This is a genomic window from Blastococcus sp. OS1-29 (assembly GCF_057628075.1).
In genome coordinates this window covers 28,234-50,724 of the sequence record NZ_JBXXJK010000002.1, presented here as the reverse complement: position 1 = coordinate 50,724, position 22,491 = coordinate 28,234, and the positions used below count along the sequence as shown (strand labels likewise).

22 protein-coding genes and 1 riboswitch are annotated in these 22,491 nt (G+C 72.9%); of the genes, 10 read left to right on the top strand and 12 right to left on the bottom strand.

The features are described 5' to 3' along the window. Positions 1-82: 82 nt before the first annotated feature. From AC2H4J_RS05020 to AC2H4J_RS05005, 4 genes are all read right to left on the bottom strand, one after another. Complete coding sequence (locus AC2H4J_RS05020; protein ID WP_487463744.1) at positions 83-961, bottom strand: HDOD domain-containing protein; 879 nt, start codon at positions 959-961, stop codon at positions 83-85. Further along, entirely contained in the window at positions 958-3,036 is a 2,079-nt protein-coding gene (locus tag AC2H4J_RS05015) for a putative bifunctional diguanylate cyclase/phosphodiesterase (RefSeq protein WP_487463743.1), read from the bottom strand. The genes AC2H4J_RS05020 and AC2H4J_RS05015 overlap by 4 nt, the downstream gene beginning before the upstream one ends. A 200-nt stretch (positions 3,037-3,236) precedes the next feature. Then, positions 3,237-4,757, bottom strand: coding sequence for an HNH endonuclease (locus tag AC2H4J_RS05010; RefSeq protein WP_487463742.1), 1,521 nt, complete (start codon positions 4,755-4,757; stop codon positions 3,237-3,239). A 53-nt stretch (positions 4,758-4,810) separates the two neighbouring features. Next, positions 4,811-5,590 carry an alpha/beta hydrolase gene (locus AC2H4J_RS05005; RefSeq protein ID WP_487463741.1) on the bottom strand — a complete coding sequence of 260 codons (780 nt, stop codon included), beginning with the start codon at positions 5,588-5,590 and terminating at the stop codon, positions 4,811-4,813. A gap of 104 nt (positions 5,591-5,694) precedes the next feature. Between AC2H4J_RS05005 and AC2H4J_RS05000 the strand changes: the two genes are divergently transcribed. The 6 genes from AC2H4J_RS05000 (at position 5,695) to AC2H4J_RS04975 (ending at position 11,875) form a co-directional block, all read left to right on the top strand. Further along, on the top strand, positions 5,695-7,227 hold the full coding sequence (locus AC2H4J_RS05000; RefSeq protein ID WP_487463740.1) for a Re/Si-specific NAD(P)(+) transhydrogenase subunit alpha: 1,533 nt from the start codon (positions 5,695-5,697) through the stop codon (positions 7,225-7,227). Continuing rightward, positions 7,224-8,630, top strand: coding sequence for a Re/Si-specific NAD(P)(+) transhydrogenase subunit beta (gene pntB / locus AC2H4J_RS04995; protein ID WP_487463739.1), 1,407 nt, complete (start codon positions 7,224-7,226; stop codon positions 8,628-8,630). Before AC2H4J_RS05000 ends, pntB begins: the two co-directional genes overlap by 4 nt. Before the next feature lie 48 nt (positions 8,631-8,678). Continuing rightward, positions 8,679-9,539 (top strand): MEDS domain-containing protein, encoded by an 861-nt coding sequence (locus AC2H4J_RS04990; RefSeq protein ID WP_487463738.1) that lies wholly within the window; start codon positions 8,679-8,681, stop codon positions 9,537-9,539. Further along, positions 9,536-10,474, top strand: a complete 939-nt coding sequence (locus AC2H4J_RS04985) for an anti-sigma factor RsbA family regulatory protein (RefSeq protein WP_487463737.1) — start codon at positions 9,536-9,538, stop codon at positions 10,472-10,474. Before AC2H4J_RS04990 ends, AC2H4J_RS04985 begins: the two co-directional genes overlap by 4 nt. Positions 10,475-10,669: 195 nt before the next feature. Then, positions 10,670-11,386 carry an ANTAR domain-containing response regulator gene (locus tag AC2H4J_RS04980; RefSeq protein ID WP_487463736.1) on the top strand — a complete coding sequence of 239 codons (717 nt, stop codon included), beginning with the start codon at positions 10,670-10,672 and terminating at the stop codon, positions 11,384-11,386. Positions 11,387-11,431: 45 nt separating this feature from the next. After that, entirely contained in the window at positions 11,432-11,875 is a 444-nt protein-coding gene (locus AC2H4J_RS04975) for a hypothetical protein (RefSeq protein ID WP_487463735.1), read from the top strand. Positions 11,876-11,881: 6 nt separating this feature from the next. Here AC2H4J_RS04975 and AC2H4J_RS04970 read toward each other — a convergent pair whose 3' ends face one another. Then, positions 11,882-12,280: a hypothetical protein gene (locus tag AC2H4J_RS04970; protein ID WP_487463734.1), complete on the bottom strand. Its 399-nt coding sequence runs from the start codon at positions 12,278-12,280 to the stop codon at positions 11,882-11,884. A gap of 54 nt (positions 12,281-12,334) precedes the next feature. After that, positions 12,335-12,640, bottom strand: coding sequence for a DUF2218 domain-containing protein (locus AC2H4J_RS04965; RefSeq protein ID WP_487463733.1), 306 nt, complete (start codon positions 12,638-12,640; stop codon positions 12,335-12,337). Between the two features lie 94 nt (positions 12,641-12,734). Here AC2H4J_RS04965 and AC2H4J_RS04960 point away from each other — a divergent pair, with 94 nt between their 5' ends. Beyond that, the gene (locus AC2H4J_RS04960) at positions 12,735-13,925 is read left to right on the top strand and encodes a glycoside hydrolase family 3 N-terminal domain-containing protein (protein WP_487463732.1); all 1,191 of its coding nucleotides are present in this window, start codon (positions 12,735-12,737) and stop codon (positions 13,923-13,925) included. Positions 13,926-13,994: 69 nt separating this feature from the next. Here AC2H4J_RS04960 and AC2H4J_RS04955 read toward each other — a convergent pair whose 3' ends face one another. The 4 genes from AC2H4J_RS04955 to AC2H4J_RS04940 form a co-directional block, all read right to left on the bottom strand. Beyond that, the gene (locus tag AC2H4J_RS04955) at positions 13,995-14,678 is read right to left on the bottom strand and encodes an aggregation-promoting factor C-terminal-like domain-containing protein (protein WP_487463731.1); all 684 of its coding nucleotides are present in this window, start codon (positions 14,676-14,678) and stop codon (positions 13,995-13,997) included. A gap of 206 nt (positions 14,679-14,884) precedes the next feature. Then, positions 14,885-15,036: riboswitch (cyclic di-AMP (ydaO/yuaA leader) on the bottom strand. A gap of 119 nt (positions 15,037-15,155) precedes the next feature. Then, positions 15,156-15,788, bottom strand: a complete 633-nt coding sequence (locus AC2H4J_RS04950) for a class I SAM-dependent methyltransferase (RefSeq protein ID WP_487463730.1) — start codon at positions 15,786-15,788, stop codon at positions 15,156-15,158. A gap of 14 nt (positions 15,789-15,802) precedes the next feature. Continuing rightward, on the bottom strand, positions 15,803-16,657 hold the full coding sequence (locus tag AC2H4J_RS04945) for an SDR family NAD(P)-dependent oxidoreductase (RefSeq protein ID WP_487463729.1): 855 nt from the start codon (positions 16,655-16,657) through the stop codon (positions 15,803-15,805). After that, the gene (locus AC2H4J_RS04940; RefSeq protein ID WP_487463728.1) at positions 16,657-18,129 is read right to left on the bottom strand and encodes a flavin-containing monooxygenase; all 1,473 of its coding nucleotides are present in this window, start codon (positions 18,127-18,129) and stop codon (positions 16,657-16,659) included. The genes AC2H4J_RS04945 and AC2H4J_RS04940 overlap by 1 nt, the downstream gene beginning before the upstream one ends. Before the next feature lie 128 nt (positions 18,130-18,257). Here AC2H4J_RS04940 and AC2H4J_RS04935 point away from each other — a divergent pair, with 128 nt between their 5' ends. Further along, entirely contained in the window at positions 18,258-18,902 is a 645-nt protein-coding gene (locus tag AC2H4J_RS04935) for a TetR/AcrR family transcriptional regulator (protein WP_487463727.1), read from the top strand. A 138-nt stretch (positions 18,903-19,040) separates the two neighbouring features. On the opposite strand, the gene AC2H4J_RS04930 is transcribed toward AC2H4J_RS04935, so the two are convergent. Both AC2H4J_RS04930 and AC2H4J_RS04925 read right to left on the bottom strand, forming a co-directional pair. Beyond that, positions 19,041-19,541 carry a universal stress protein gene (locus AC2H4J_RS04930; RefSeq protein ID WP_487463726.1) on the bottom strand — a complete coding sequence of 167 codons (501 nt, stop codon included), beginning with the start codon at positions 19,539-19,541 and terminating at the stop codon, positions 19,041-19,043. A gap of 84 nt (positions 19,542-19,625) precedes the next feature. After that, the gene (locus tag AC2H4J_RS04925; RefSeq protein WP_487463725.1) at positions 19,626-20,420 is read right to left on the bottom strand and encodes a DivIVA domain-containing protein; all 795 of its coding nucleotides are present in this window, start codon (positions 20,418-20,420) and stop codon (positions 19,626-19,628) included. A 305-nt stretch (positions 20,421-20,725) separates the two neighbouring features. On the opposite strand from AC2H4J_RS04925, the gene AC2H4J_RS04920 reads away from it, so the two are divergent. Both AC2H4J_RS04920 and AC2H4J_RS04915 read left to right on the top strand, forming a co-directional pair. Beyond that, complete coding sequence (locus AC2H4J_RS04920; protein ID WP_487463724.1) at positions 20,726-21,856, top strand: LLM class flavin-dependent oxidoreductase; 1,131 nt, start codon at positions 20,726-20,728, stop codon at positions 21,854-21,856. Next, positions 21,853-22,482, top strand: a complete 630-nt coding sequence (locus tag AC2H4J_RS04915; protein WP_487463723.1) for an FMN reductase — start codon at positions 21,853-21,855, stop codon at positions 22,480-22,482. The genes AC2H4J_RS04920 and AC2H4J_RS04915 overlap by 4 nt, the downstream gene beginning before the upstream one ends. Positions 22,483-22,491: the final 9 nt, after the last annotated feature.

The following is a 22,491-nucleotide window of genomic DNA, read 5'->3' as shown; positions in this document are numbered from 1 at the left end:
CGGTCACTTCTACCGGATCAGGCCCCCGTGCGGGGTCCCGCGACGAGCTTGCGAGTGGCGGGGGGGCACGGGGGTCCTCCTTCTAGGCGATCCAGTCGTCGGCTTCGTCGGGACCGGCGGCTTCACCGAGCATCGCGTGGCGCAGCTCCTCGGCGTCGGCGCGGACCTGGTCCATCACCGGGACGACGTCGGCCTCCACCAGCTTGCCGCAGCTGAGCCGGTGGATCGGCACCTCGTCGTAGTCCTCGGTCGTGAGCCGGGCCGCCACCTCGAACGCCGCCCGGAGCAGGGCGCCGTCGAGGGTCTGGTAGTCGTCGATCTCCTTGAGCGGCGTCGTCAGCGTGGCCGGGAAGCCCCACTGCTCGAGGGCCACCGCGGTCAACCGCAGGCTGTTGATGCCGTACCGCCGCGTCTCCGCCGCACGCCGGCCGCGGTAGGTCGGCTGCGCCTTGACGATCTCCTCGTAGCCGTCCGGGTCGTTGTGGTGCAGGAGGGCCGCGCCCATCTGGGCGAGCAGGCCCAGGCAGAGCGAGTCCTGGGGACGCTCGCCGAACCGCGGCGCCAGGGTCGAGGCGGCCAGCGCGAGGCTCGTGGTCACGTTCCAGAAGTTCTCCGGCAGCCGCGACTCGTCGTCGAGGTTGGTCAGCGCCACGGTCGCCATGGTCTTGACGGTCGTGAACCCGACGACGGTGACGGCGAACTGCAGCGACGTCACCCGGCCACGCATCCCGAAGTAGGCCGAGTTGGCCAGCTTCATCACGCGGCTGGCCAGCGCGACGTCGGATGCCAGGATCCGCGACAGGGCGCGGGCGCTGGTGTCGTCGGAGTTGGCGACCGACACGATCTGGGCGGCGACCGGCCGCTGGGCGGCCATGGTGTCGATGCTGGCCAGCACGTGCTCGATGTCGAACACCGGTGCATCGTTCACTTCGGCCCAGCTGGGCAGCGGGACGACGGTCATCGGACTTCTTCCTCCACGTGTGCGGCGAACCAGGCTGCCGCGTGGCCACCGGTCATCGGCTCGGCAAGGCAGAAGCCCTGGAGATAGGTGGCGCCGAGGCGGGTGAGCTCCTCGGCCTGGTCGAGGGTCTCGACGCCCTCGGCGACGGTGCACAGGTTCAGGGTCGCGGCCAGCGCGATGACCGCTGAGGCGATCTCCTCGTGACCATCGGCCATCTCGGCGACGAACGAGCGGTCGACCTTCAGGCAGTCGACCGGCAGGTGCCGGAGGTAGGCCAGCGACGAGTAGCCGGTGCCGAAGTCGTCGATCGCCAGCTCGATGCCGAGATCACGCAGCTGCTGGAGCACGTCCCGGGCGCTCGTGGGGTCCTTCATCAGGGCCGACTCGGTGATCTCGATGGAGATCCGCGAGGCGTCGAGCCCGTGCCGCTCCAGCGCCGCCGCCACCTGACCGGGCAGGTTGTCGTCGAGCTGCAGGGCCGAAACGTTGACGTTGGCCTTCGGGGGCGCGAGCGCGCCCAGCAGGTGGTCCCAGTCGGCCAGCTGGTGACACGTCTCGTCGAGAACGAGCAGGCCCAGGCCGGCGATGAGGCCGCTCTCCTCGGCCAGCGGCACGAACGTGGCCGGGCTGATGACCCCGCGCTCGGCGTGCGTCCAGCGGGCGAGCGCCTCCACGGCCACCGGGTGACCGTCGACGCTGTTGAAGATCGGCTGGTACATCAGCGTGATCTCGCGGTGCTCGATGGCGTCGCGCAGCTCGGCGACCAGGCGCAGCTTGTCGCGCGCCTCGGCACGGGCCTGCTGGTCGAGGACGGTGATCCGGCCCTTGCCGCCGGCCTTCGCCTGGTACATGGCGATGTCGCAGTCGCGGATGAGCTCGTCGGCGGCGGCGTGCTCGGCGGTCTGCACCGTCACGCCGACGCTGGCGTAGGGACGGATGTCGACGCCGCCGAGGCGCATCGGCCGGGCGAGGGCCTCCGAGACGCGGCCGGCGAGCGCGACGACGGCATCCTCGTCGACGTTCTCGCAGACGACGACGAACTCGTCGCCGCCGAAGCGGGCGACGAGGTCGCCGGGGCGCACGGTCGCGCGGAGCCGGTTGGCCACCTCGACGAGCAGCTCGTCGCCGGCGGTGTGGCCGAGGGAGTCGTTGACGACCTTGAAGTTGTCGAGGTCGAGGAAGAGGCAGGCCAGTCCGCCGGCGCCCGGCCGGAACCGCTCGGCGACGTACTGCGCGAGCAGGGTGCGGTTGGGCAGCCCGGTCAGCGGGTCGTGGTTGGCCTGGTGGGCGAGCTTCGCCTCGAAGGCGAGCCGATCGGTGATGTCCTCGATCGTGCCGACGAAGCCGGCGCCGACGCCGGGGGTGAACAGGTGCGAGAAGCGGATGATCGTCATCCGGACGGCGCCGTCGTCACGCACCAGGCGAGCCTGGATCTCCACGTCCTCGCCGTCCAGGGCGGCGGCGACCTGCTCGATCACGCCGTCGAGGTCGTCCTCGTGGATGGTGTTGATCCAGCCGGTACCGAGCAGCTGCTCGGCGCGCAGCCCGACCAGCGTGCAGAACGCGTCGTTGACGTGCGCGAGGCGCATGCCCTGCTCGGACAGGAGCGTCGGGATCGGGGAGCGCTCGGTCAGCGCGGAGAAGCGCCGCTCGTGGGCGTCGGCCGTGGCACGGAGCGCCTTCTCCTGCTCGTTCGAGGTGGCGACGACGCGCATCGTCCACATCCGGCCGTCGGGCGCGGGCGTGGTCACCACGACCGACTCGATGAGGGCGCCGCTGGCGGTGCGGACGGCCAGGGTCATGCGGGCGGCCCGCTCACGGCGGAGGAGCAGCTTGAGCTCGCCACCGCCGAGGGTCGGGAACAGGTGGTCGAGCGGCAGCTTGCGGATGTCGTCGAGCCCGTAGCCGAGCAGCTGGACGGCGCCCTCGTTGCACCAGCTCAGGCGGGGGGTGCCCAGCACCGACTCGGCGACGAGGAGAGCCATGTTGTCGCTGACGGTGGCGCTGTAGAAGACCGTGGAGACGATCTCCGGTGGCACGAGGTCGTCGTCAGGCACGCTGATCGTGACGGACACGGTCCTCCCCTCCCTGTTCCGGCGCCGCACATCGGCCCCGTACACGAGGCACCTGTGCCCCGCAGGGAGTGTTTCGGCCGGTAGGACCCCCCGTCTTCACCCGTACGTGCTCCGGCTCCCCCGTTGGGGGGAGGGAGGGTGACCCGCCCGTCACCGGGCGTGCCGGGCCGGTGGTAGGCGCGGGGATGCCCGGGGAGGCCTCAGAAGGGTGGTGGGTCGGGATCTCGTTCGGCCGGGACCCGCAGCACCGCGCTGTCGTCGGCGGCGGTCATGCCCGGTGGCCGGCTGGTGCGGGTGACGCCGCTGGGTGTGGTGATGGCGAGGACGCCTTCGGCGGTCATGACGTAGTGCCAGCCGGGGGCGTGGGTCTTCAGCCGGTGATGCCGGCGGCACAGGCAGCACAGGTTGGTGCAGTCGGTCTCGCCGCCGTCGGCGTGGGCGAGCACGTGGTCCAGGTCGGCCCAGCCGGCCCGGTTGGCGCAGCCGTAGTGCCGGCAGGTGCGGTCGCGGGTGGTGGTGAACCGCCGCTGGGCGGGGCTGGGTTCGTACCGGTCCACCGCCGGCGGCGGGCACAGGCCGCGGCCGTGCCGCACCGCCGATTCCAGCTCCCGGCGGGTCACCGCCGCCAGCAGCCGCCCGTCGGCGTCGGTCACCGAGATCATCAGGGTGCCGTCGGTGGGTGCCTGCAGCCCGCCCGGGCACAGCGCGTCCAACCGCTCCAGCAGCTCCCGGGCCTGCGCCGCGGTCACCGGCTCCCCGTCGACCAGCACCGGCTCCCGCCCCAGACCGGGCGCCCCGGCGGCCGCGGACTCCAACGCGTCCAGGTGGGCGAGGACCTCCACGTGCGCCGACACCGCCGGCCGGTCCTGCCCGGCGCCGGTGACCCGGGCGTGCAGCGCCACGGCCCGCAGCAGGCCGATCGGACGCTGGTCCCCGGCGGCCTTCGCCGCCCGCGCGTCGGCGTCGACCCGCGCCCGGATCTCCTTCGCCTCCGGCAGCGGCATCGTGGCCCGCAGCTCCCCCATACCGTTCCCGATCCCGCCCGCGGTGACGTCGGCGGCGCGCAGAGCCTTCTTCTTCCGCAGCTCCACGGCCGCGGGGTCGGCCTTGATCAGCTCCGCCCGCACCAGCGCCTGCAACCGCGTGATCGACAGCCCCGTAGCCCGCGGCAGCACCACCCGCTCGATGCCGGCCAGCACGTCGTCGGGGGTCTCCCGGGCCGGCCAGCCCAGCTCGACGGCGATCGCCCGCGCCCGCGGCCAGTCCAGCTCCCCGTCGGCCAGCGCCGCCCACGTGCCCGGCAGCCGCCTGCGCAACGTCGTCGACTGCTCCCACAGGTTGGTCGCCGCCGTCCGCGAGCAGTTCAGCACCATCGCCAGCTCGTCGGCGTAGAACTCCGACACGTCCTCGTCCAGCAGATCGTCGGCCCACGCATCCGACGCGGCGCCGGTCTGCCCCCGCCGCCGGTCCACCGTCGCCGGCCGATCCGCGGCCAACCCCACCACCAGCTCCACCTCGAAGGCGGCCAGCACCGACTTCGCCTGCTGCACCCGCTGCAGCTGCGCGGCCTTCTGCTCCGGCGACATCGACGCCACCCGCAGCAGGTCCCCGATCCGCGACGGCCGCGACGACACCACCCCGTCCGGCAGCACGTCCGGCCCCAGGTCCGGGTGCAGCCGGTCGACGGTCACACCGACCGCGAACGACTCCGGAGGGAACATGCCTGCACGTTAGAACACACGTACGACAGTTTTCTGCCCGCCGAACAGCGGATTCAGTGCGAGGGCACCGCCTTGGGCAGCCAGCCGAGCATCGCGTCCAGCGGCTCGCACCAACGGGCATCCAGCATCAGGTCATGGCCCATCCCCGGGAACTCCATGACGTCCGCGCCGTAGCGGGCCGCCGTCCGCCGGACTCCCGTGATCGGCACGAGCCGGTCGTCGGGCGAGGCCAGGACGAGGACCGGCGGTGCCCCCAGCGGCGGGCCCGCCGGGCGATGCATGAGCAACTGGTACTGGACCACCGGTGACTCGCCACCGCACCGGTCGGAATGTCTCCGCGCCTCGGTGCTGTCGAGCTCGTGGAACAGGTACTCGGGACGGAGCGGCAGCGATCCGCCGGACACGATCCGCAGCGCGTCGAGCGGATGCCGGCGAGCGATCGCGGCCAGCGAGGCCATCGCCGGGTGCGCCGGGATGGGCGCGACCAGGACGGCGGCACGGACGGCGTAGCGCGCCAGCACCTGCTGCACCACGAGACCGCCCATCGAATGCCCGACCAGCACCGACGGCGCGGGCAGCGACGTGGCCACCTCGATCACGTCGTCGACGTAGTGCCCGAGCCGCGACGTCCGCAGCCGGCCACCGCTGTCCCCGTGACCGCGCAACGACAGCGCGATCGAGTCGTAACCGGCGTCCGCGGCGGCGTCCTGCCACTTCTCCCAGCACCAGGCGCCATGTCCCAGCCCGTGGACCATGAGCAGCGGCGGCTGCTCCGCTGAACCGGACGCCTGCCGTTCGACGACCTCGAGCCGCGACGACGTGTTGCCTGTCACATCGGCGGACCCTAGCCGCCGCGTCACGCGTTAGCAGGCATGATCCCTGCGGGCGGGCGACAGCATTTCCCCAGCATGCCCCCGGCGACGAACGGAGCGCACTGTTGCGTATCGGAGTGCCGCGCGAGACCAGGCCCCGCGAGACGCGGGTCGCGGCGACCCCTGCCACCGTCACGAAACTGGTGGCCCTCGGCTACGACGTGGTCGTCGAGAGCGGCGCGGGCGAGGCGAGCAGCTTCCCGGACGAGGCGTACACCCAGGCCGGTGCGAGCGTCGCCGGCCCGGCCGACGAGGCGTGGCAGGCCGACGTCGTCCTCCGGGTCAACGCCCCGAGCGACCAGGAGATCGCCCGGCTGCGTGACGGCGCGACGCTGATCAGCCTGCTGAGCCCGGCGCTGAACCCCGACCTGGTGGAGGCGTTGGCCGCCCGGCCGATCACCGCTCTGGCGATGGACGCCGTCCCGAGGATCTCCCGGGCGCAGTCGATGGACGTCCTGTCCTCGATGGCCAACATCGCCGGCTACCGCGCCGTGATCGAGGCCGCGCACACCTTCGGCCGCTTCTTCACCGGCCAGGTCACCGCCGCCGGCAAGGTCCCGCCGGCCAAGGTGCTGGTCGCCGGCGCCGGAGTGGCCGGCCTCGCGGCGATCGGCGCGGCCAGCAGCCTGGGCGCCATCGTCCGCGCGACCGACGTCCGCCCGGAGGTGGCCGAGCAGATCCGCTCGCTGGGCGGTGAGTACGTGGCCGTGCCCGCGGGCGAGGGCGAGGTCAGCGCGGACGGCTACGCGCGGGAGATGGGCGAGGACTTCAACCGACGGGCCGCGGAGATGTACGCCGAGCAGGCGCCCGACGTCGACATCATCATCACCACCGCGCTCATCCCGGGCCGGCCGGCTCCGCGGCTGATCACCGAGGAGATGGTGGCGAGCATGAAGCCCGGCAGCGTCATCGTCGACATGGCCGCCGCGCAGGGCGGGAACGTCGCCGGCTCCGTCGCCGACGAACTCGTGGTCACCGACAACGGCGTCTCGATCATCGGCTACACCGACCTCGCCGGACGGCTGCCGGCGCAGGCCTCCCAGCTGTACGGGCAGAACCTGGTCAGCCTGCTCACCCTGCTGACCCCGGGCAAGGACGGACGGCTGGTCCTGGACTTCGACGACGTCGTCCAGCGCGCGATCACCGTCGTCCGCGAGGGCGAGGTGATGTGGCCCCCGCCGCCGGTGCAGGTCTCCGCCGCCCCGGTACCGGTGGCCGCCGCGCCCGTCGAAGCACCGGCGAAGAAGGCGCCCCCGCCGCCGTCCCGCCGGTTCGCCCTCGTCGGCATCGGCGCCGCGCTGCTGTTCCTCGTGGCCGCGTTCTCACCGAGCGAGCTGATCGGGCATTTCACCGTGTTCGCCCTGGCCGTCGTCGTCGGCTTCTACGTCATCGGGCACGTGCACCACGCCCTGCACACCCCGCTGATGAGCGTCACCAACGCGATCTCGGGGATCATCGTGGTCGGCGCGCTGGTGCAGACCGGGCACGACGAGCCGGTAGTGACGGTGCTCGCCACGGTCGCCATCCTGCTCGCCTCCATCAACGTGTTCGGCGGCTTCGCCGTCACCCGCCGGATGCTGGGGATGTTCACCCGATGACCGCGACCGCCGCCGCGTCCGCGGCCTACATCGTCGCCGGCCTGCTGTTCGTCCTGGCGCTGGCCGGTCTGAGCAAGCACGAGACCGCGAAGGCCGGCAACGGCTTCGGCATCGCCGGCATGGCCATCGCGCTGGCCGCCACCATCGGCCTGGCCACCCGCAGCATCTCCGCCCTCGGGATCAGCCTGCTCGTCATCGCCATGGTCCTCGGCGCGGGCATCGGGCTGTGGCGGGCGGCCAAGGTCGAGATGACCGGCATGCCCGAGCTGATCGCCATGCTGCACAGCTTCGTCGGCCTGGCCGCGGTGCTGGTCGGCTGGAACGGCTACCTGTCGGTCGAGGCGCACGCGGGCCAGAGCGAGGTTCCCAGCAATCTGCTCGGCATCCACTCCGCCGAGGTCGTCATCGGCGTGTTCATCGGCGCGGTCACCTTCACCGGATCGATCGTCGCCTTCGGCAAGCTGTCCGGCCGGATGAAGTCCAACCCGCTGATGCTGCCCGCGCACAACCTGCTCAACCTCGGTGCGCTGGTCGCCTTCGTCGTCCTCACCGTGTTCTTCGTGGCCGGCCCCAACCTGGGGCTGCTCACCGCGGTGACCGTGCTCGCCCTCGCCCTGGGCTGGCACCTGGTCGCCTCGATCGGCGGCGGCGACATGCCGGTCGTCGTCTCGATGCTGAACAGCTACTCCGGCTGGGCGGCCGCGGCGTCGGGCTTCCTGCTCGGCAACGACCTGCTGATCATCACCGGCGCCCTCGTCGGCTCCTCCGGCGCCTACCTGTCCTACATCATGTGCACCGCGATGAACCGGTCGTTCATCTCGGTGATCGCCGGCGGGTTCGGCAACGAGGGCAGCACCGGCACCGACGACCGCGACTACGGCGAGCACACCGAGATCAGCGCGGCCGACACCGCCGACCTCCTGCGCGACGCCGACTCGGTGGTCATCACGCCCGGTTACGGCATGGCCGTGGCGCAGGCGCAGGGCGCCGTCGCCGAGCTGACCCGCAAGCTCCGCGAGAAGGGCGTCGACGTCCGGTTCGGCATCCACCCCGTCGCCGGACGGCTGCCCGGGCACATGAACGTGCTGCTCGCCGAGGCCAAGGTGCCCTACGACATCGTCCTGGAGATGGACGAGATCAACGACGACTTCGCCGACACCTCCGTCGTCCTGGTCATCGGCGCCAACGACACGGTCAACCCGGCCGCCACCGAGGACCCGACCAGCCCGATCGCCGGCATGCCGGTGCTCAAGGTCTGGGAGGCCGACCGGGTCGTCGTCTTCAAGCGGTCCATGAACACCGGCTACGCCGGGGTGCAGAACCCGCTCTTCTTCCGCGACAACAGCCGGATGCTCTTCGGGGACGCCCGCGAGCGCGTGGAGGACATCCTCCGCGAGCTGTGACGTCCGGGGACCCTGTTCGCCCGAACCTGTGCGGCCTACCGTGACAGCGTGCGCACACACGGTCGGGTCGACGAGCTCCCCGGAGCCGCGGCGGCCGACCACGTCTGCTGGGTCTACGACGACGACGCCGAGTTCGACGCCGCCGTGCGCGAGTTCCTCGCCGGCGGGATGGCCCGGGGAGAACGCGTGCTGTGCGTCGGCGAACGCGTGCTGGCGGGCTTGCGGACGGCGACCTGCGAGGTGCCCCACCTCGACGAGCTGATCGCACGCGGCGCCGTCGAGACCCTGAGCCTGGCCCAGGTCTACGAGGCCACCGGCCCCTTCCGGCCGGAGGACCAGCTGGCCTACTACGACGCCGCCACGCGCAAGGCGGTGGACGCCGGGTATCGGGGACTGCGGGTGATCGCCGAGGTCAGCGACCTGGCGGCCGATCCGGCGCGGCGTCCCGAGCTGGTGCGCTGGGAGCAGCTCGCCGACGACTTGGCCGCCCGCGGCACCGGCTTCTCGGCGATGTGCGCCTACCGCGCCGACCTCGCATCCGACACGCTCGCCGACCTGGCGTCGGTGCATCCGACGGCGCACGCGGCGCAGGAGGCGTGCCCGTTCGCGCTGCACGCCGAGAGCGGCCGCCTCGTCCTCGCCGGCAGCGTCGACACCTTCACCAGCGACCGGCTGGCCCGGCTGCTCGACTCGGCGGCGATCACCGGCGACGCCGTCGTCCTGGACCTCGCGGCGCTGGAGTTCGCCGACGCGGCCGCCTGCCGGGTCCTGGCGCGGTGGGCGGCCGGTCTCGCCGAGCGCTCGGTGAGCGTGCAGGTCGCCGGAGCCTCGCCGCTGCTGCGTCGCGTGTGGCGGGTGCTGGAGCTCGACCGGCTCGTGCCGCTGAGGTTCGTGGAGATGACTGCGTGACCGCTGCGCTGCGGGCCGACCGGTTCGAGCACGAGGCGATGCTGTACCGCGGGGACGGCGATTTCCTTGCCGGGCTGCTGCCCTTCATCCGGGACGGCCTGGAGACCGGGGAGGCCGTGGTCGTGGCGGAGCCCGGCCCCCGGCTGGAGCTCCTCCGCGACGCACTGGGCGGCGAGGCCGGCGGCGTGGAGTTCCTCGACATGGCCGAGATCGGGGCGAACCCGGCACGGATCATCGCGGTCTGGGCCGAGGTCCTGGAGCGGCACACCGCCGCGGGGCGGCGGCTGCGGGGTGTCGGCGAGCCGGCCTTCGCCGGACGGCGTCCGGCCGAGCTGGTCGAGTGCCGCCTGCACGAACTGCTGCTCAACCACGCCTTCGACGACGGGCCCGGCTGGCGGCTGCTCTGCCCCTACGACCAGGAACACCTGCCGCGCGCGGTGACCCAGGGCGCCCTGCGCTCGCATCCGGTGCGCTCCACGTCGGCCTCCCGGCTGCCCAGCAACGCGTACACCGCCGGCGGCCACGTGGTCGGCTTCGCCGAGGCGCTGCCCCCACCGGGGGACGCCGTCCTCCGGGGCCGGTTCGGCCCGGCCGACGTCTCCGCCACCCGCCGCACGGTCGCCCAGTGGGCGCGCTCGTGCGGGCTGCCGGAGGACCGCGTCGGTGTGCTGGAACTGGCCGCCTCGGAGCTCGCGAGCAACAGCATCCGCCACGGTGGCGGCGCCGGGACCCTGGCCATGTGGCTCGACGGCTCGGCCGCGGTCGTGGAGTTCAGCGATTCCGGCATCGTGGCCGATCCGTTGAGCGGTCGCCGGACACCGACCGTCGAGCAGGAGGGGGGCGGCGGCCTGTACCTGGTCAACCAGCTGTGCGACCTGGTCCAGCTGCGCTCCTCCGCGAGCGGGACGACGGTGCGCGTCATCACCTGGTTCTGATCCGCCCGCGCTCGGCGTGGAGTCTCACGGGCCGCGCCGCGGTGGCTATCATCTTCAGGCGATTGCGCGTCACACAGTCGGCGTGCGGTGCTGGGACGTCGCGTCCCTCCCGGCCGGAACCTGGAAAAACCCGGGTCTCCGGACCTGACCGCCGGTACGTGTCCGTCCGGTGCCATGCCCCACGGAGCACAGCTGGTGAATGCCCCTGAGGACGACGCCGTCCTCGGCCCCGTCGTCGACCGGCTCGGCCGGCTGCCCGTGGCCGAGCACTCGCTGACCTCGGTCCTCGAGCAGGTGTCCGCCGTGGCGGCGGAGATCCTGCCCGCCGAGCCCGCCACCTCGGTGACGGTCGTCGACGGCGGGCGGGCGGTGACGGTGGCCGCCAGTGCACAGCTCGCGAGAGCCCTCGACGAGGTGCAGTACCGGCTGCGTCAGGGCCCGTGCCTGGCCGCCGCGACCAGCGGACGGCGCAGCGAGCTGGTCGACACCGGGAACCCGCGGGACTGGCCGGACTTCGCCACGAGCGCCGCCGCCGAGGGCTGTCGCAGCGTGCTGTCCTTCCCGCTGCCCGGCCGCGACCGCGTCACGGCCGCGCTGAACGTGTACTCCTCCGCCTCGGCGGTGCCCGACGACCGCACCGTCGAGCGGGTCGTGCGGCTGGGCGACTACGCCGTCGTCGCGGTGTCCAACGCGTTGCTGTACGAGACCGCCGTGGAACGGGCCGGGCACCTGGAGCGGGCCCTGGACTCGCGGGCCGTCATCGACCAGGCGAAGGGGATCCTGATGGAGCGCTTCAAGCTCAGCGCCGAGCAGGCGTTCCAGGTGCTCACCCGGGTGTCGATGGAGAGCAACGTGAAGGTCCGCGACCTGGCCGAGCGATTCGTGACCACCGGGCAGCTGCGGCCGCAGTGACGCCGTGCGGTTGCGCCGGCCGCCCCCGTCCCCGACGGTGAGCGGGTGGATCCCTTCCGCGGGCTCGGGATGCCGCGCATCCCCGGTCTCACCGACCTGCTGAGCCTGCTGCAGACGCAGACCGAGGCGCTGGCTCAGCTGCCGCGGACCCTGAGCGACCTCAACGGGACCGTCCGCGAGCTCACCCAGGCGACCACCATGGCGCGGGAGACCATCGAGTCGGCTCAGCAGATCGCCGAGCGGCTCGAGGACCTGGTCGAGGAACTGGAGGAGCCGGTGCGGGCGCTGAAGCCGGGGCTCGAGCGGGTCGGCCGCGTGCTGGACGACCCCGCCGTCGACACCGTGCCCGACACGCTGCGCCGGATCCAGGACGACCTGCTGCCGCTCATCCACGGCCTGCGTCAGGCCCAGACCCGGATGGGTTCGGTCACCGGGATCCTGCGCCGCCGTCCGCGCGAGGACGACGACGAGGCGGGCGCCGACCTCTGACCCGCACTACTTCCCGTCGCTGCTGCCCGGCCGCACGAAGTCACCGACGGCTTCCTCCAGCCGGGCCCACGTGGCGCTCCACTCCACCAGCGGTTCGAGGATGCGCTCGAACACCGCCATCTGCTGGTCGAAGGCATCCAGCTGGGCCCGCATGGCCGCGATCGACTGCCGCTGCGCGGTCACCGTCTGCGCGACGGCACGCAGCTGGGCGGCCGACATGGCCCCGGGCGGGCTGGGCAGCGACGGCAGGGACAACTTCGAGGGGACGACGCCGGCGAGGCTGCGCGCGCGGTCGGTGAAGCCCCGCAGCTGGTGCACGAACTCGTCGATCGAACGGCCGACCCGGCCGCCGTACACCGGATCCGGCTCGGCTGCGTCCTGGGCGGTCTCCTCGTCGTCGGTCATGCCTCGACCGTAGGCCCGGGAGCGGGGACCGGCGACCCCCGCCACACCCGCGGCTCAGCCCTCCGCGGACTCCGGTTCCCAGGTGACGACCAGTTCGTTGCGCTGGCCGAACCGCTCCAGGTGCCGGCCCAGCACGTCCTGCACGCGCTCGAGGGTCTCCGTGTCGGGGGCCTCCGCACGCAGGTGCAGGACGCCGTCACCCACCTCGACGACGCCGGTACCGCCGGCGATCTCCGCCGTCGAGACGGTCCCCTCCGTCGCCCATTCCACCCGGCGGCCGAGGTGGGACACGAGCTGCTTGGCGTAGCGGGCGGGCGCATCGGTCGGGACGTCGGCGCGGGCGCGCAGGGGTGCGGTCACATGAGGACGCTAACGCGTGCACGTGCGGCCTCTGCGCGTCCACCGACGGACGGCGGCCGATCGGGCAGACTTCGTGCCGACGACGAGGAGACCCATGCGCCACCCCGCCCGCGCGATCGCGGTCTACGGCTGCCTGCTCGCGCTCGTGGCGGCCTGCTCCGCCGGTACCGAGGGCGCGGGCTCGTCGGCGACGTCCACCCGGTCGTCGACGGCGACCACAGGCACCACCCCCTCCCCGGCCCCCGCCACCGGACCGGAGGCCGCGGTCGCCGCGGCGCTGGCGGGGATGGACCGGCGCGCGAAGGTGGCCCAGCTGTTCGTCGTCGGCGTCCGGCTCGACCACCTGGCCGCCGCCACCCAGCTGGCCGGCACGGGGGTGGGCGGGATCTTCCTGGCCGGCCGGTCCCAGACGGCGGCCACCGACCTCGGCGCCGCCGCGGCGGGCTGGCAGTCGGCCGCCCCGGGCCCCGGACTCTGGGTGGCCGCCGACCAGGAGGGGGGCAAGGTACAGACCCTGCGCGGCCCCGGCTTCGCCGTGCTGCCGACGGCGCAGGCCCAGGGAGCGCTGCCGCAGGCTGCTCTCGCCGACCTGGCCGATGGCCTCGGCGCCGCACTCGACACCGCCGGGGTGAACCTGGACCTCGCTCCGGTCGCGGACGTCGTCCCCGCGGGGACCGAGCAGGCCAATCCGCCGATCGGGGCGTTCGAGCGGCAGTACGGGAGCACTCCGGACGTCGTCGTCGCGGCCGCCGGGACCGTCGTCGCGGGTCTGGCCGCCCACAGGGTGACCTCGACCCTCAAGCACTTTCCCGGGCTCGGCCGGGTGCAGCAGAACACCGACACGAGCGCGCACGTGGTCGACTCCGCGACCACCGCCGGGGACGCGCAGGTGACCGCGTTCGGTCGGCTGGCGTCCTCACCGGCCCGGCCGTTCGTGATGGTGTCGTCGGCGATCTACAGCCAGATCGACCCGACCACCGAGGCCGTGTTCTCCCCCGTCGTCCTCACCGACCTGCTGCGGGGGCAGCTGGGCTTCACCGGTCCGATCATCACCGACGACGTCGGGAGCGCGAAGGCGGTGCAGGCCGTGCCGGCCGGCGAGCGCGCGGTCCGGTTCCTCGCCGCCGGGGGCACCCTGGTGCTGTCCGTCGACGCCACGGTCGTCCCGGACATGATCGACGCCGTCCTCGCCCGCAGCGCCGCCGACCCGGCCTTCGCCGAGCAGGTCGACGCGGCCGTACACGTCGCGCTACTGGCGAAGGCGCAGGCAGGGCTACTGGGCTGAGCAGACAGCGGTCCCGGCCCCGTCCAGAGGCTCACCGCGAGCTTGCCAGCGGTGAGGGGGGGTCCTTGCTCAGTACCAGCCGGTGGACTGCGAGTGGCTCCACGCGCCGCACGGCGAGCCGTACGCCTTGTCGATGTAGACCAGTCCGGCGTCGATCTGGCGGTAGCCGTCGGAGGTCTTGGCGATGCCGGTGCCCGCCCAGGTGGAGTCCAGCAGCTGCGGGATGCCGTACGCGCTGCTGCTCGGGTTCTGCGCGTTGGGGTTCCAGCCGCTCTCCTTGCCCCACAGGTTCTCGAGGCAGCCGAACTGGCCGCTGCCGACCTTGTTCATCGCGTAGTCCTTGTACGACCCGGACGGCGCAGCCGGCGCGGACGTGCCCTGGCCCGGGCGGGCGGCGGCGGCCTCGGCCTGGGCCTGCGCGGCGGCGGCCTGTTCCGCGGCCACGCGGGCGGCCTCGTCGGCGGCGACCTTCGCGGCGTCCGCGTCGGCCTGGGCCTGCGCGGCGGCCGCGCGGTCGGCGTCCCGCGCCCCGCGGCTGGCGGCCAGCTGCTCCAGCGGGCGGACGGCGTCGCTGGGGCTGAGGTCGGACTTCGCGGCGGCCAGGTCCAGCTGGGTGGCGATGCTCACCGACCGGGAGTCCGCGTGCGCGGCCGGCTCGCCGGCGGTGAGGACGTTGACCATGAGCGCCCCGGCCGTCGCGACGGTGAGGTAGAGGGCGGGACGGCGTGCAGGGGCAATGGTGCGGAGGTTCATGGCGTGCGGGTGCTCCGAGACATCGGGCGCAGCGGACCGGAGCAGGGCACCGGCGTACGACTGCGGACGTGTGAGGTGCAGCGGCCGACCGGGTCAGCAGACCCGGATCAGCGCAGGCAGATCTCTGCCAGGTGCCCGCGGAGTTCTCCGGGCGGGCTGCTGCTCCGTGCAGGGTGGGCCCGTGGACGCGCCACGGGGCGGCTCTCCGTTCCTTCCACGGCCGCCTACCGAGTTAGCTGACGGATTCGGGCGGGAAGCAGCCCTACCGGCTCTCGAGCCAGGCTCGAGGGCGGGATTCACCCCAGTACTACGGTGGGTCCCCGGCTCGCCCGCATGGGCGACTCGGCGGCGCCCGGCACGGACCCCCCGGTCTGGGGAGTCGACTACCTACCGGACGCAGCCACGCTAACCGCCGTTATCGACTCGTGACAATCGAATCGGCGAAATTCCTCACGTGATGCATGTCGCCCCGTCCGATCAGGGCAACCGCCACACCGTCGTCCGGCGAACCTGCGGCCCCTCGGTGTCGGGCACGTCGAAGGTTGCCACCTCCACCAGGCCCTCCCGCGGCACGTAGGGCCGGCCGGGGTCGCCGAGGTAGACCGCCGCGCCCCCGAGCCACGCCCTGCCCAGGTACGGCAGCACCCGCGCGGTCATCTCCCGGTCGTAGCAGACGTCCCCGGCCAGGATCACCTCGATGGCCGGATCCGGTTCGGTGTCCAGGAGGTCGCCGACGACCTCGACGGGGCCCACCCCGTTGAGGTCGGCGTTGACCGCGATCGCCGTCCGGCCGCAGGGATCGACGTCGCTGGCGAGCACCCGCGCGGCACCGGCATGCAGCGCGGCGACCGCGACGAGACCGCTGCCCGCGCCCAGGTCGAGCACGCTGCGGCCGGCCACGACGTCCGGGTGATCCAGCACGTACCGGGCGAGGGCCTGCCCGCCGGGCCACGCCGCGGCCCAGAACGGCGGGTCGGAACCGGGGTCGACATCGCCGGCCTCCAGCGCCTCCCACAGGGCCACGACGTCGTCGGCCACCTGCAGGCGGACCTCCGGCACGAGGGAGGGGCGACCGGGCCGGGTGTGCGCGCGCACGAAATCGGGAGACACGGATCGCTCGGCAGTCACTCCGTCACTCCACCTCCGCGTGTGGCCGGACGGCCTGCCCGGCGGGCGATGAGCTTCCAGTAGCTGCCCGGCATCAGCCGCACGAGGACGTCGGGGATCTTCGCGCTCGCGCCGATGAGCAGCCGGGGCCGGCGCTTCTCGATCGCGGCGACGATCTGCGCGGCGGCATCCTCGGGCGGCATCCGCAGCAGCTTGGCGAACTGCTTGCGCCCCTGCTCGTACTCCTCCACCGAGACGCCGGAGCCGGTGCGGGCCGACTCGGCGATCCGGGTCCTGATCCCGCCGGGGTGCACCACGGTCACCCCGACCCCGTCGTCGGCCAGTTCGTGCCGCACGGACTCGCTGAACCCCCGGACGGCGAACTTGCTCGCCGCGTAGGCGGCCTGCCCCGCCGGCGCGAAGATGCCGAACACGCTGGACACGTTCACCAGGTGCGCGCCCCGGTGCGACTTGAGCACGGGCAGGAAGGCGTGGGTGAGCCGGACGACGGAGCGGAAGTTGACCGCCATCACCCAGTCGAACTCCTCCAGGGTCACCTGGTCGAAGCGGCCGCCGAGGGCGACGCCCGCGTTGTTGACCAGCAGCGTCGTCCCGGGGTGGGCGGCGGCCAGGGCCTCGGCGGCGGCGTCGGTGGCCTTGTCGTCGGACAGGTCGACCACGTAGGTGTCGACGGCGAGCCGCGGATGCTGCCGGCGCACCGCCGCGGCCACGCCGTCCAGCCGCTCCTCGTCCCGGTCGACCAGGACGAGGTTGCTGCCGCGCTCGGCGAGCAGGCCGGCCAGCGCCGCCCCGATGCCGCTGGCCGCGCCGGTGACGACCGCCGTGCCGCCGCTGAACCGGTAGGCGTCCATCAGGCGACCGCCCCGGCCCGCGCCGCCGCGCGCTGGAACGTCATGCCCTCGTCGTCGAGATCCCCGCGCCGCATCATCTGCACGTCCCGGATGTAGTTCTGGTGCAGACGCCACGGCGTCCGCGAGCCCTGCTTGGGCAGCTCGTCGATGCTGCGCTGCACGTACCCCGAGGCGAGGTCGAGGAACGGCAAGTCAGCCCCCTCGGGCGGGGCGACCGGCGTGGCCGACACGTAGCCCTCGGCGTCGAGGTGGTTGATCAGCCGGCACACGTAGCGGTTCACCAGGTCGGCCTTGAGGGTCCACGACGCGTTCGTGTAGCCGATGACCAGCGTGAAGTTGGGGACGCCGGAGATCATCATCCCCTTGTAGGACACCGTCTCCGACACGTCGACGGGCACCCCGTCCAGGCGGAGGGACATGCCGCCCATGGTCAGCAGGTTCAGGCCGGTGGCGGTGACGATCACGTCGGCGTCGAGGTGCTCGCCGGACTCGAGCTCGATGCCCTTCCCGGTGAACCGGGCGATGCGCCCCGTCGCGATGGACGCCTCGCCCGCGCGCAGGACCCGGAACAGATCGCCGTCGGGGACGAGGCAGAGCCGCTGGTCCCAGGGGTCGTACGGCGGGTTGAAGTGCGTGTCGACGTCGACGTTCGCCGGCAGTTGCTTCTCGGTGAGCCGGCGGATGAGCTTGCGGGCGGCCGCGGGCCGCCGGCGGCTGAACTGGAACAGCGCCGTGGACATGAGCACGTTCTTCCAGCGGACGATCGGATAGGCGATCCTCGCGGGCAGCTTGTTGCGCAGCCACTGGGCCAGCGGGTCGCGGCCGGGCAGCGACAGGATGTAGCTGGGAGTGCGCTGCAGCATCGTCACGTGCGCGGCCTCCGGGGCCAGGCTCGGCACCAGGGTGACCGCCGTGGCGCCGCTGCCGATGACCACGATCCGCTTGCCGGTGGCGTCGAAGTCCTCGGGCCAGTGCTGCGGGTGGATCAGCTCACCGGCGAACTCCTCCTCGCCTTCGAACGTGGGGCGGAAGCCCTCGTCGTAGCGGTAGTAGCCCGAGCACGAGGACAGCCAGGAACAGGTGAGCTGCACGGTCTCGCCGGTGTCGGTGCGGCGCGCGGTCACCGTCCAGCGGGCCTCCGTGGTCGACCAGTCCGCCGACACCACCTGGTGGTGGAACCGGATCTTCTGCTCGACCCCGTACTCCCGGGCGGTGTCCTGGATGTAGTGCCGGATCGCCTCGCCGTCGGCGATCGACTTCGAGTCCTTCCAGGGCCGGAAGGAGTAGCCCAGCGTGAACATGTCCGAGTCCGACCGGATGCCCGGGTACCGGAAGAGGTCCCAGGTGCCGCCGATGGCGCCCCGCGACTCGAGGATCGCGTAGGTCTTGCCCGGGCACTCCTCCTGCAGGTGGCAGGCGGCGCCGATGCCGGACAGGCCGGCACCGACGATCAGGACGTCCACGTGTTCCATTGCGCTCTCCAAGAAGGTCCGCGGGGGCGGCGCTGCGCCGAGACTCTGCTGCACCGACCGTATCGACGGTCTGTTGAACGAGTCAACATGGTGTCGAGAAACGGGTGCGCGAACGGTATTCTCCGGTCGTGCCCACGTCCGCGAGCTCACCCACCCGGAGCCGGCGGGCCGTCCGGCCCTCCGGCGACGATCGCGAGCTGGCGATCCTGCAGACGGCCGAGCGGCTGCTCGGCGAGCGGCCACTGTCGGCCATCTCCGTCGACGACCTCGCCCGGGGCGCGGGCATCTCGCGGCCGACCTTCTACTTCTACTTCGCGTCGAAGGACGCCGTCCTGCTCACCCTGCTCGACCGCGTCGTCGCCGAGGCGGACGCCGCCACGCAGGACGCGTTCCGGGGGCGCCCCGCCGGCCCCCGGGAGGGCTGGCAGCGTGCCATCACGGCCTACTACGAGACGTTCCGGGCGCACCGCGCGCTCACCCTCGCCTGGGCCGAGGCCCGGTCGACGAACGCCGAGGTCCGCGACCTGTGGGCGCAGGTGTTCGAGGGCTGGGTCCGCCGGTGCACCGAGGCCATCGAGGCCGAGCGGCAACGCGGCGCCGCACCGGCCGGTCCCCCGGCGCGGGACATCGCCGTCGCGCTCAACTCGATGAACGAGCGGGTGCTGTACGCGACGTTCACCGCCGACGGCCCCGCGGTGACCGAGGCCGGAGCGGTCGACGTCCTGCTGGAGATCTGGCTGCGGGCGATCTACGGCACGGCACCGGACGCCTGACGGGTGGCCGCGGTGGCCACGGCGGCGCCGTCCACGGTGGCGAGCCTCAGCACACCCCCGGCCTCCCGGACGCCGGTCAGCATGCGGACGCGGGGCCGACCGGCAGCAGGGTGCTGCCGCCGAAGGCCCCGGCCGGGCTCACGCCGGAGGCGCCGCGGAGGGGTCCAGCTCCCGCCCGGTCGCCCCGCTCCGGACCACGGTGACGGGGCACGGCGCGTGGTGCACGAGCTGGTTGCCGACGGAGCCGAGCAGCAGCCCGGCGAAGCCGCCACGGCCACGGGCGCCGACGACCAGCAGGCTCGCCCCTTCCGCCGCGGCCATCAGCGCCGGCACGGGTGCCTTGTGCACGGCGTGGCAGGTGACCCGCACCGCGGGGTCGAGGCCTGCGGCCGTCACGTGGCCGGTCAGCTCCTCGAGGACGGCCTGCTCCCAGTCGACCAGCGGCGGCACGTAGCCCGGGGTCCAGCTGGCGGGCCGGGGCGCGGTCACCATGGCCCACGAGCGGATGACGTGGAGGTCCAGGTCGGCACGCAGCGCCAGGCGGCCGGCCCACTGGAGGGCCTCCTGCGCGCATCGGGAACCGTCGTGGCCGAGGACGATGCCGCCCTGGACCTCCACGCTCTCGCGGACCTCGTCCATCACTGCCTCCTCGTCGCGGATCCCGGCCGGTGTGCCTGCCAGCCTCTCATCGCCGCCGGCGCGCGGGACGCGGGGGAGGCCCGCTCAGGACGGGACGGGTGAGGGACGCCCCACGAGCACGCGCACGTCGTCGGTCATGCCTTCGACGGCGACGTTGCCGTGCCACTCGTCCGGGCCGGTGCCGGCCACGGCCTGCAGCGCCTCGCCGATGCGGTCGGTCAGGCCGCGCAGCGACTGCCGGGCCTGGTCGCGCTGCCGCCGGAGGTCGTCCACCTCGCTCTGCACCTCGGCGAGCGCGGCGGCTGCCGCCGCCGCGCTGCGGTCGCGCTCGCGGGCCGCCTCGGCGGCCAGCCGGTCCCGCTCGGCCGCCGCCTCGCGCAGCAGTTTCGCGGCTTCGTGCTTGGCCGCATCGATGTAGCTGTTGGCCTCGGCACGGAGCGCGCGGGCCTGGTCGCGCAGCTCGTCGGCGCTCGCCACCGCCAGTTCCTTGATCTCGTGGGCCTTCCGCAGGCGGGCGTCGGCCTCGGTACGCGCCTCGGCGAGGATGCGCTCGGCGTCCTGCACCCCCGCCTCGCGCAGGGCGTCGGCTTCGTCCGCGGCCAGCTGGAGCATCTCCTGCACCCGCTCGGACACCGGGAAGACGTCGCGCCCCCGGGGCGCGTCGGCCAGCAGGCGGCGGGAGATCTCGAGCTCCGCGGAGCTCTCGCCGAAGCGGACCAGGAGGTGGTCGACCTCGCGACGGAGCGTGGTCAGCTCGGCCTCCGCCCAGGCGGCGTAGTTGTCGACCTGGAGCCGGTCGTAGCCGTTCACCTTCGTCCGGAAGACCGGCCGCTGGCTCAGCAGCTCATCGAGGTCTCCGGTGAGGTTGGGCCTGGGCACCGACCTGTGGTCCGTGGCACCCGCGCCTCCTGTTCCGCCCGCTGTGTCCGTACGCCGACCCATGGATCCCCCTCCTGCACACCGCCCCCGCCCGACGGACAGTGCCAGACCGATCCGTTCCGGGACGTACGCCGTGACGGCTCCGTGACCCGCGCGGCGAGTGGCACCGGCGTAGTTCCGCTCCGCGTGCCAGGACGGTGACGTTCCGTGCCGATCGCGGCGACCCCCGGCACCGGGCATATTGGGAGGGCACCCTGCGTTGAGCCGATCAGTAGTTGCACTTTCAACTAGCAACGGAGATCGAGATGCAGTTCGGAGTCTTTTCCGTCAGCGACATCACGTCGGATCCCACCACCGGCCGCGCGCCGAGCGAGGCCGAGCGGATCAAGGCGATGGTGGCGATCGCGAAGAAGACCGAGGAGGTCGGGCTCGACGTCTTCGCAACCGGGGAGCACCACAACCCGCCGTTCGTGATGTCCTCCCCCACCACCTACCTGGGCTACGTCGCTGCCCAGACCTCGACGCTGCAGCTCTCCACCGCCACCACGCTGATCACCACCAACGACCCGGTGAAGATCGCCGAGGACTACGCGATGCTCCAGCACCTCGCCGACGGCCGGGTCGACCTGATGATGGGCCGCGGCAACACCGGCCCGGTCTACCCGTGGTTCGGCAAGGACATCCGTGACGGCATCGAGCTCGCGGTCGAGAACTACGCACTGCTGCGCCGGCTGTGGCGCGAGGACGTCGTGAACTGGGAGGGCAAGTATCGCACTCCGCTGCAGGGCTTCACTTCCACCCCGCGCCCGCTGGACGGCGTGGCCCCGTTCGTCTGGCACGGCTCGATCCGCAGCCCCCAGATCGCGGAGCAGGCCGCTTACTACGGCGACGGCTTCTTCCACAACCACATCTTCTGGCCGCCGGAGCACACCCAGAAGATGGTCGAGTTCTACCGCCGCCGCTTCGAGCACTACGGCCACGGCAGCGCCGACCAGGCGATCGTCGGCCTCGGCGGGCAGGTGTTCATGCGCAAGAACAGCCAGGACGCCGTGAAGGAGTTCCGCCCGTACTTCGACGTCGCCCCGGTCTACGGCCACGGCCCCTCGCTGGAGGAGTTCACCTCCCAGACGCCGCTGACCGTCGGCAGCCCGCAGCAGGTCATCGAGCGGACCCTCGGCTTCCGCGACTACGTCGGTGACTACCAGCGCCAGCTGTTCCTCATCGACCACGCCGGCCTGCCGCTGAAGACCGTCCTCGAGCAGCTGGACCTCCTGGGCGAGGAGGTCGTGCCGGTGCTCCGCAAGGAGTTCGCCGCGCTGAAGCCGGCGCACGTGCCGGACGCGCCCACGCACGCCTCGCTGGTCGCCGCCGCCGGTGGCGCGAAGGACTCGACCGTGTACGCCGCGGCCGACAGCGTGACGGGACAGGCCCGATGAGCACCCGCACGCTCGCCGTCGTCAGTGGCGGGCTGAGCAACCCGTCCTCCACCCGGCTGCTGGCCGACCGGCTCACCGCAGCCACGGTCGACGCCCTGCGCGCCCGGGGGGACGACGCCACCGTCGAGGTCGTCGAGCTGCGGGCACACGCCCGCGACCTCGCCGACAACCTGCTCACCGGCTTCCCGAACGAGTCGCTGCGCAGCGCGGTCGACACGGTCACCGGCGCCGACGGGCTGATCGCGGTGAGCCCGATCTTCTCCGCCTCGTTCAGCGGTCTGTTCAAGACGTTCTTCGACGTCCTGGACAAGGACGCGCTGGTCGGCAAGCCGGTGCTGCTCGGGGCCACTGCCGGCACCGCGCGGCATTCCCTGGCGCTGGAGCACGCGATGCGGCCGCTGTTCGCCTACCTGCGCGCGGTGACCGTGCCGACCGGGGTGTTCGCCGCGTCGGAGGACTGGGCCGGCGGCGGCGTCGACCGTGCGCTGGCCGACCGTATCGACCGGGCGGCGGCCGAGCTGGCCGACCTGGTCACGGGCCGCCCGGCCACCGCGCGGCGCGCCGACGCACTCGACGCTCCCTTCGGCGGCACCCCGTCGTTCGAGGAGCTGCTCCGGGGCCACTGACCGCCCGGA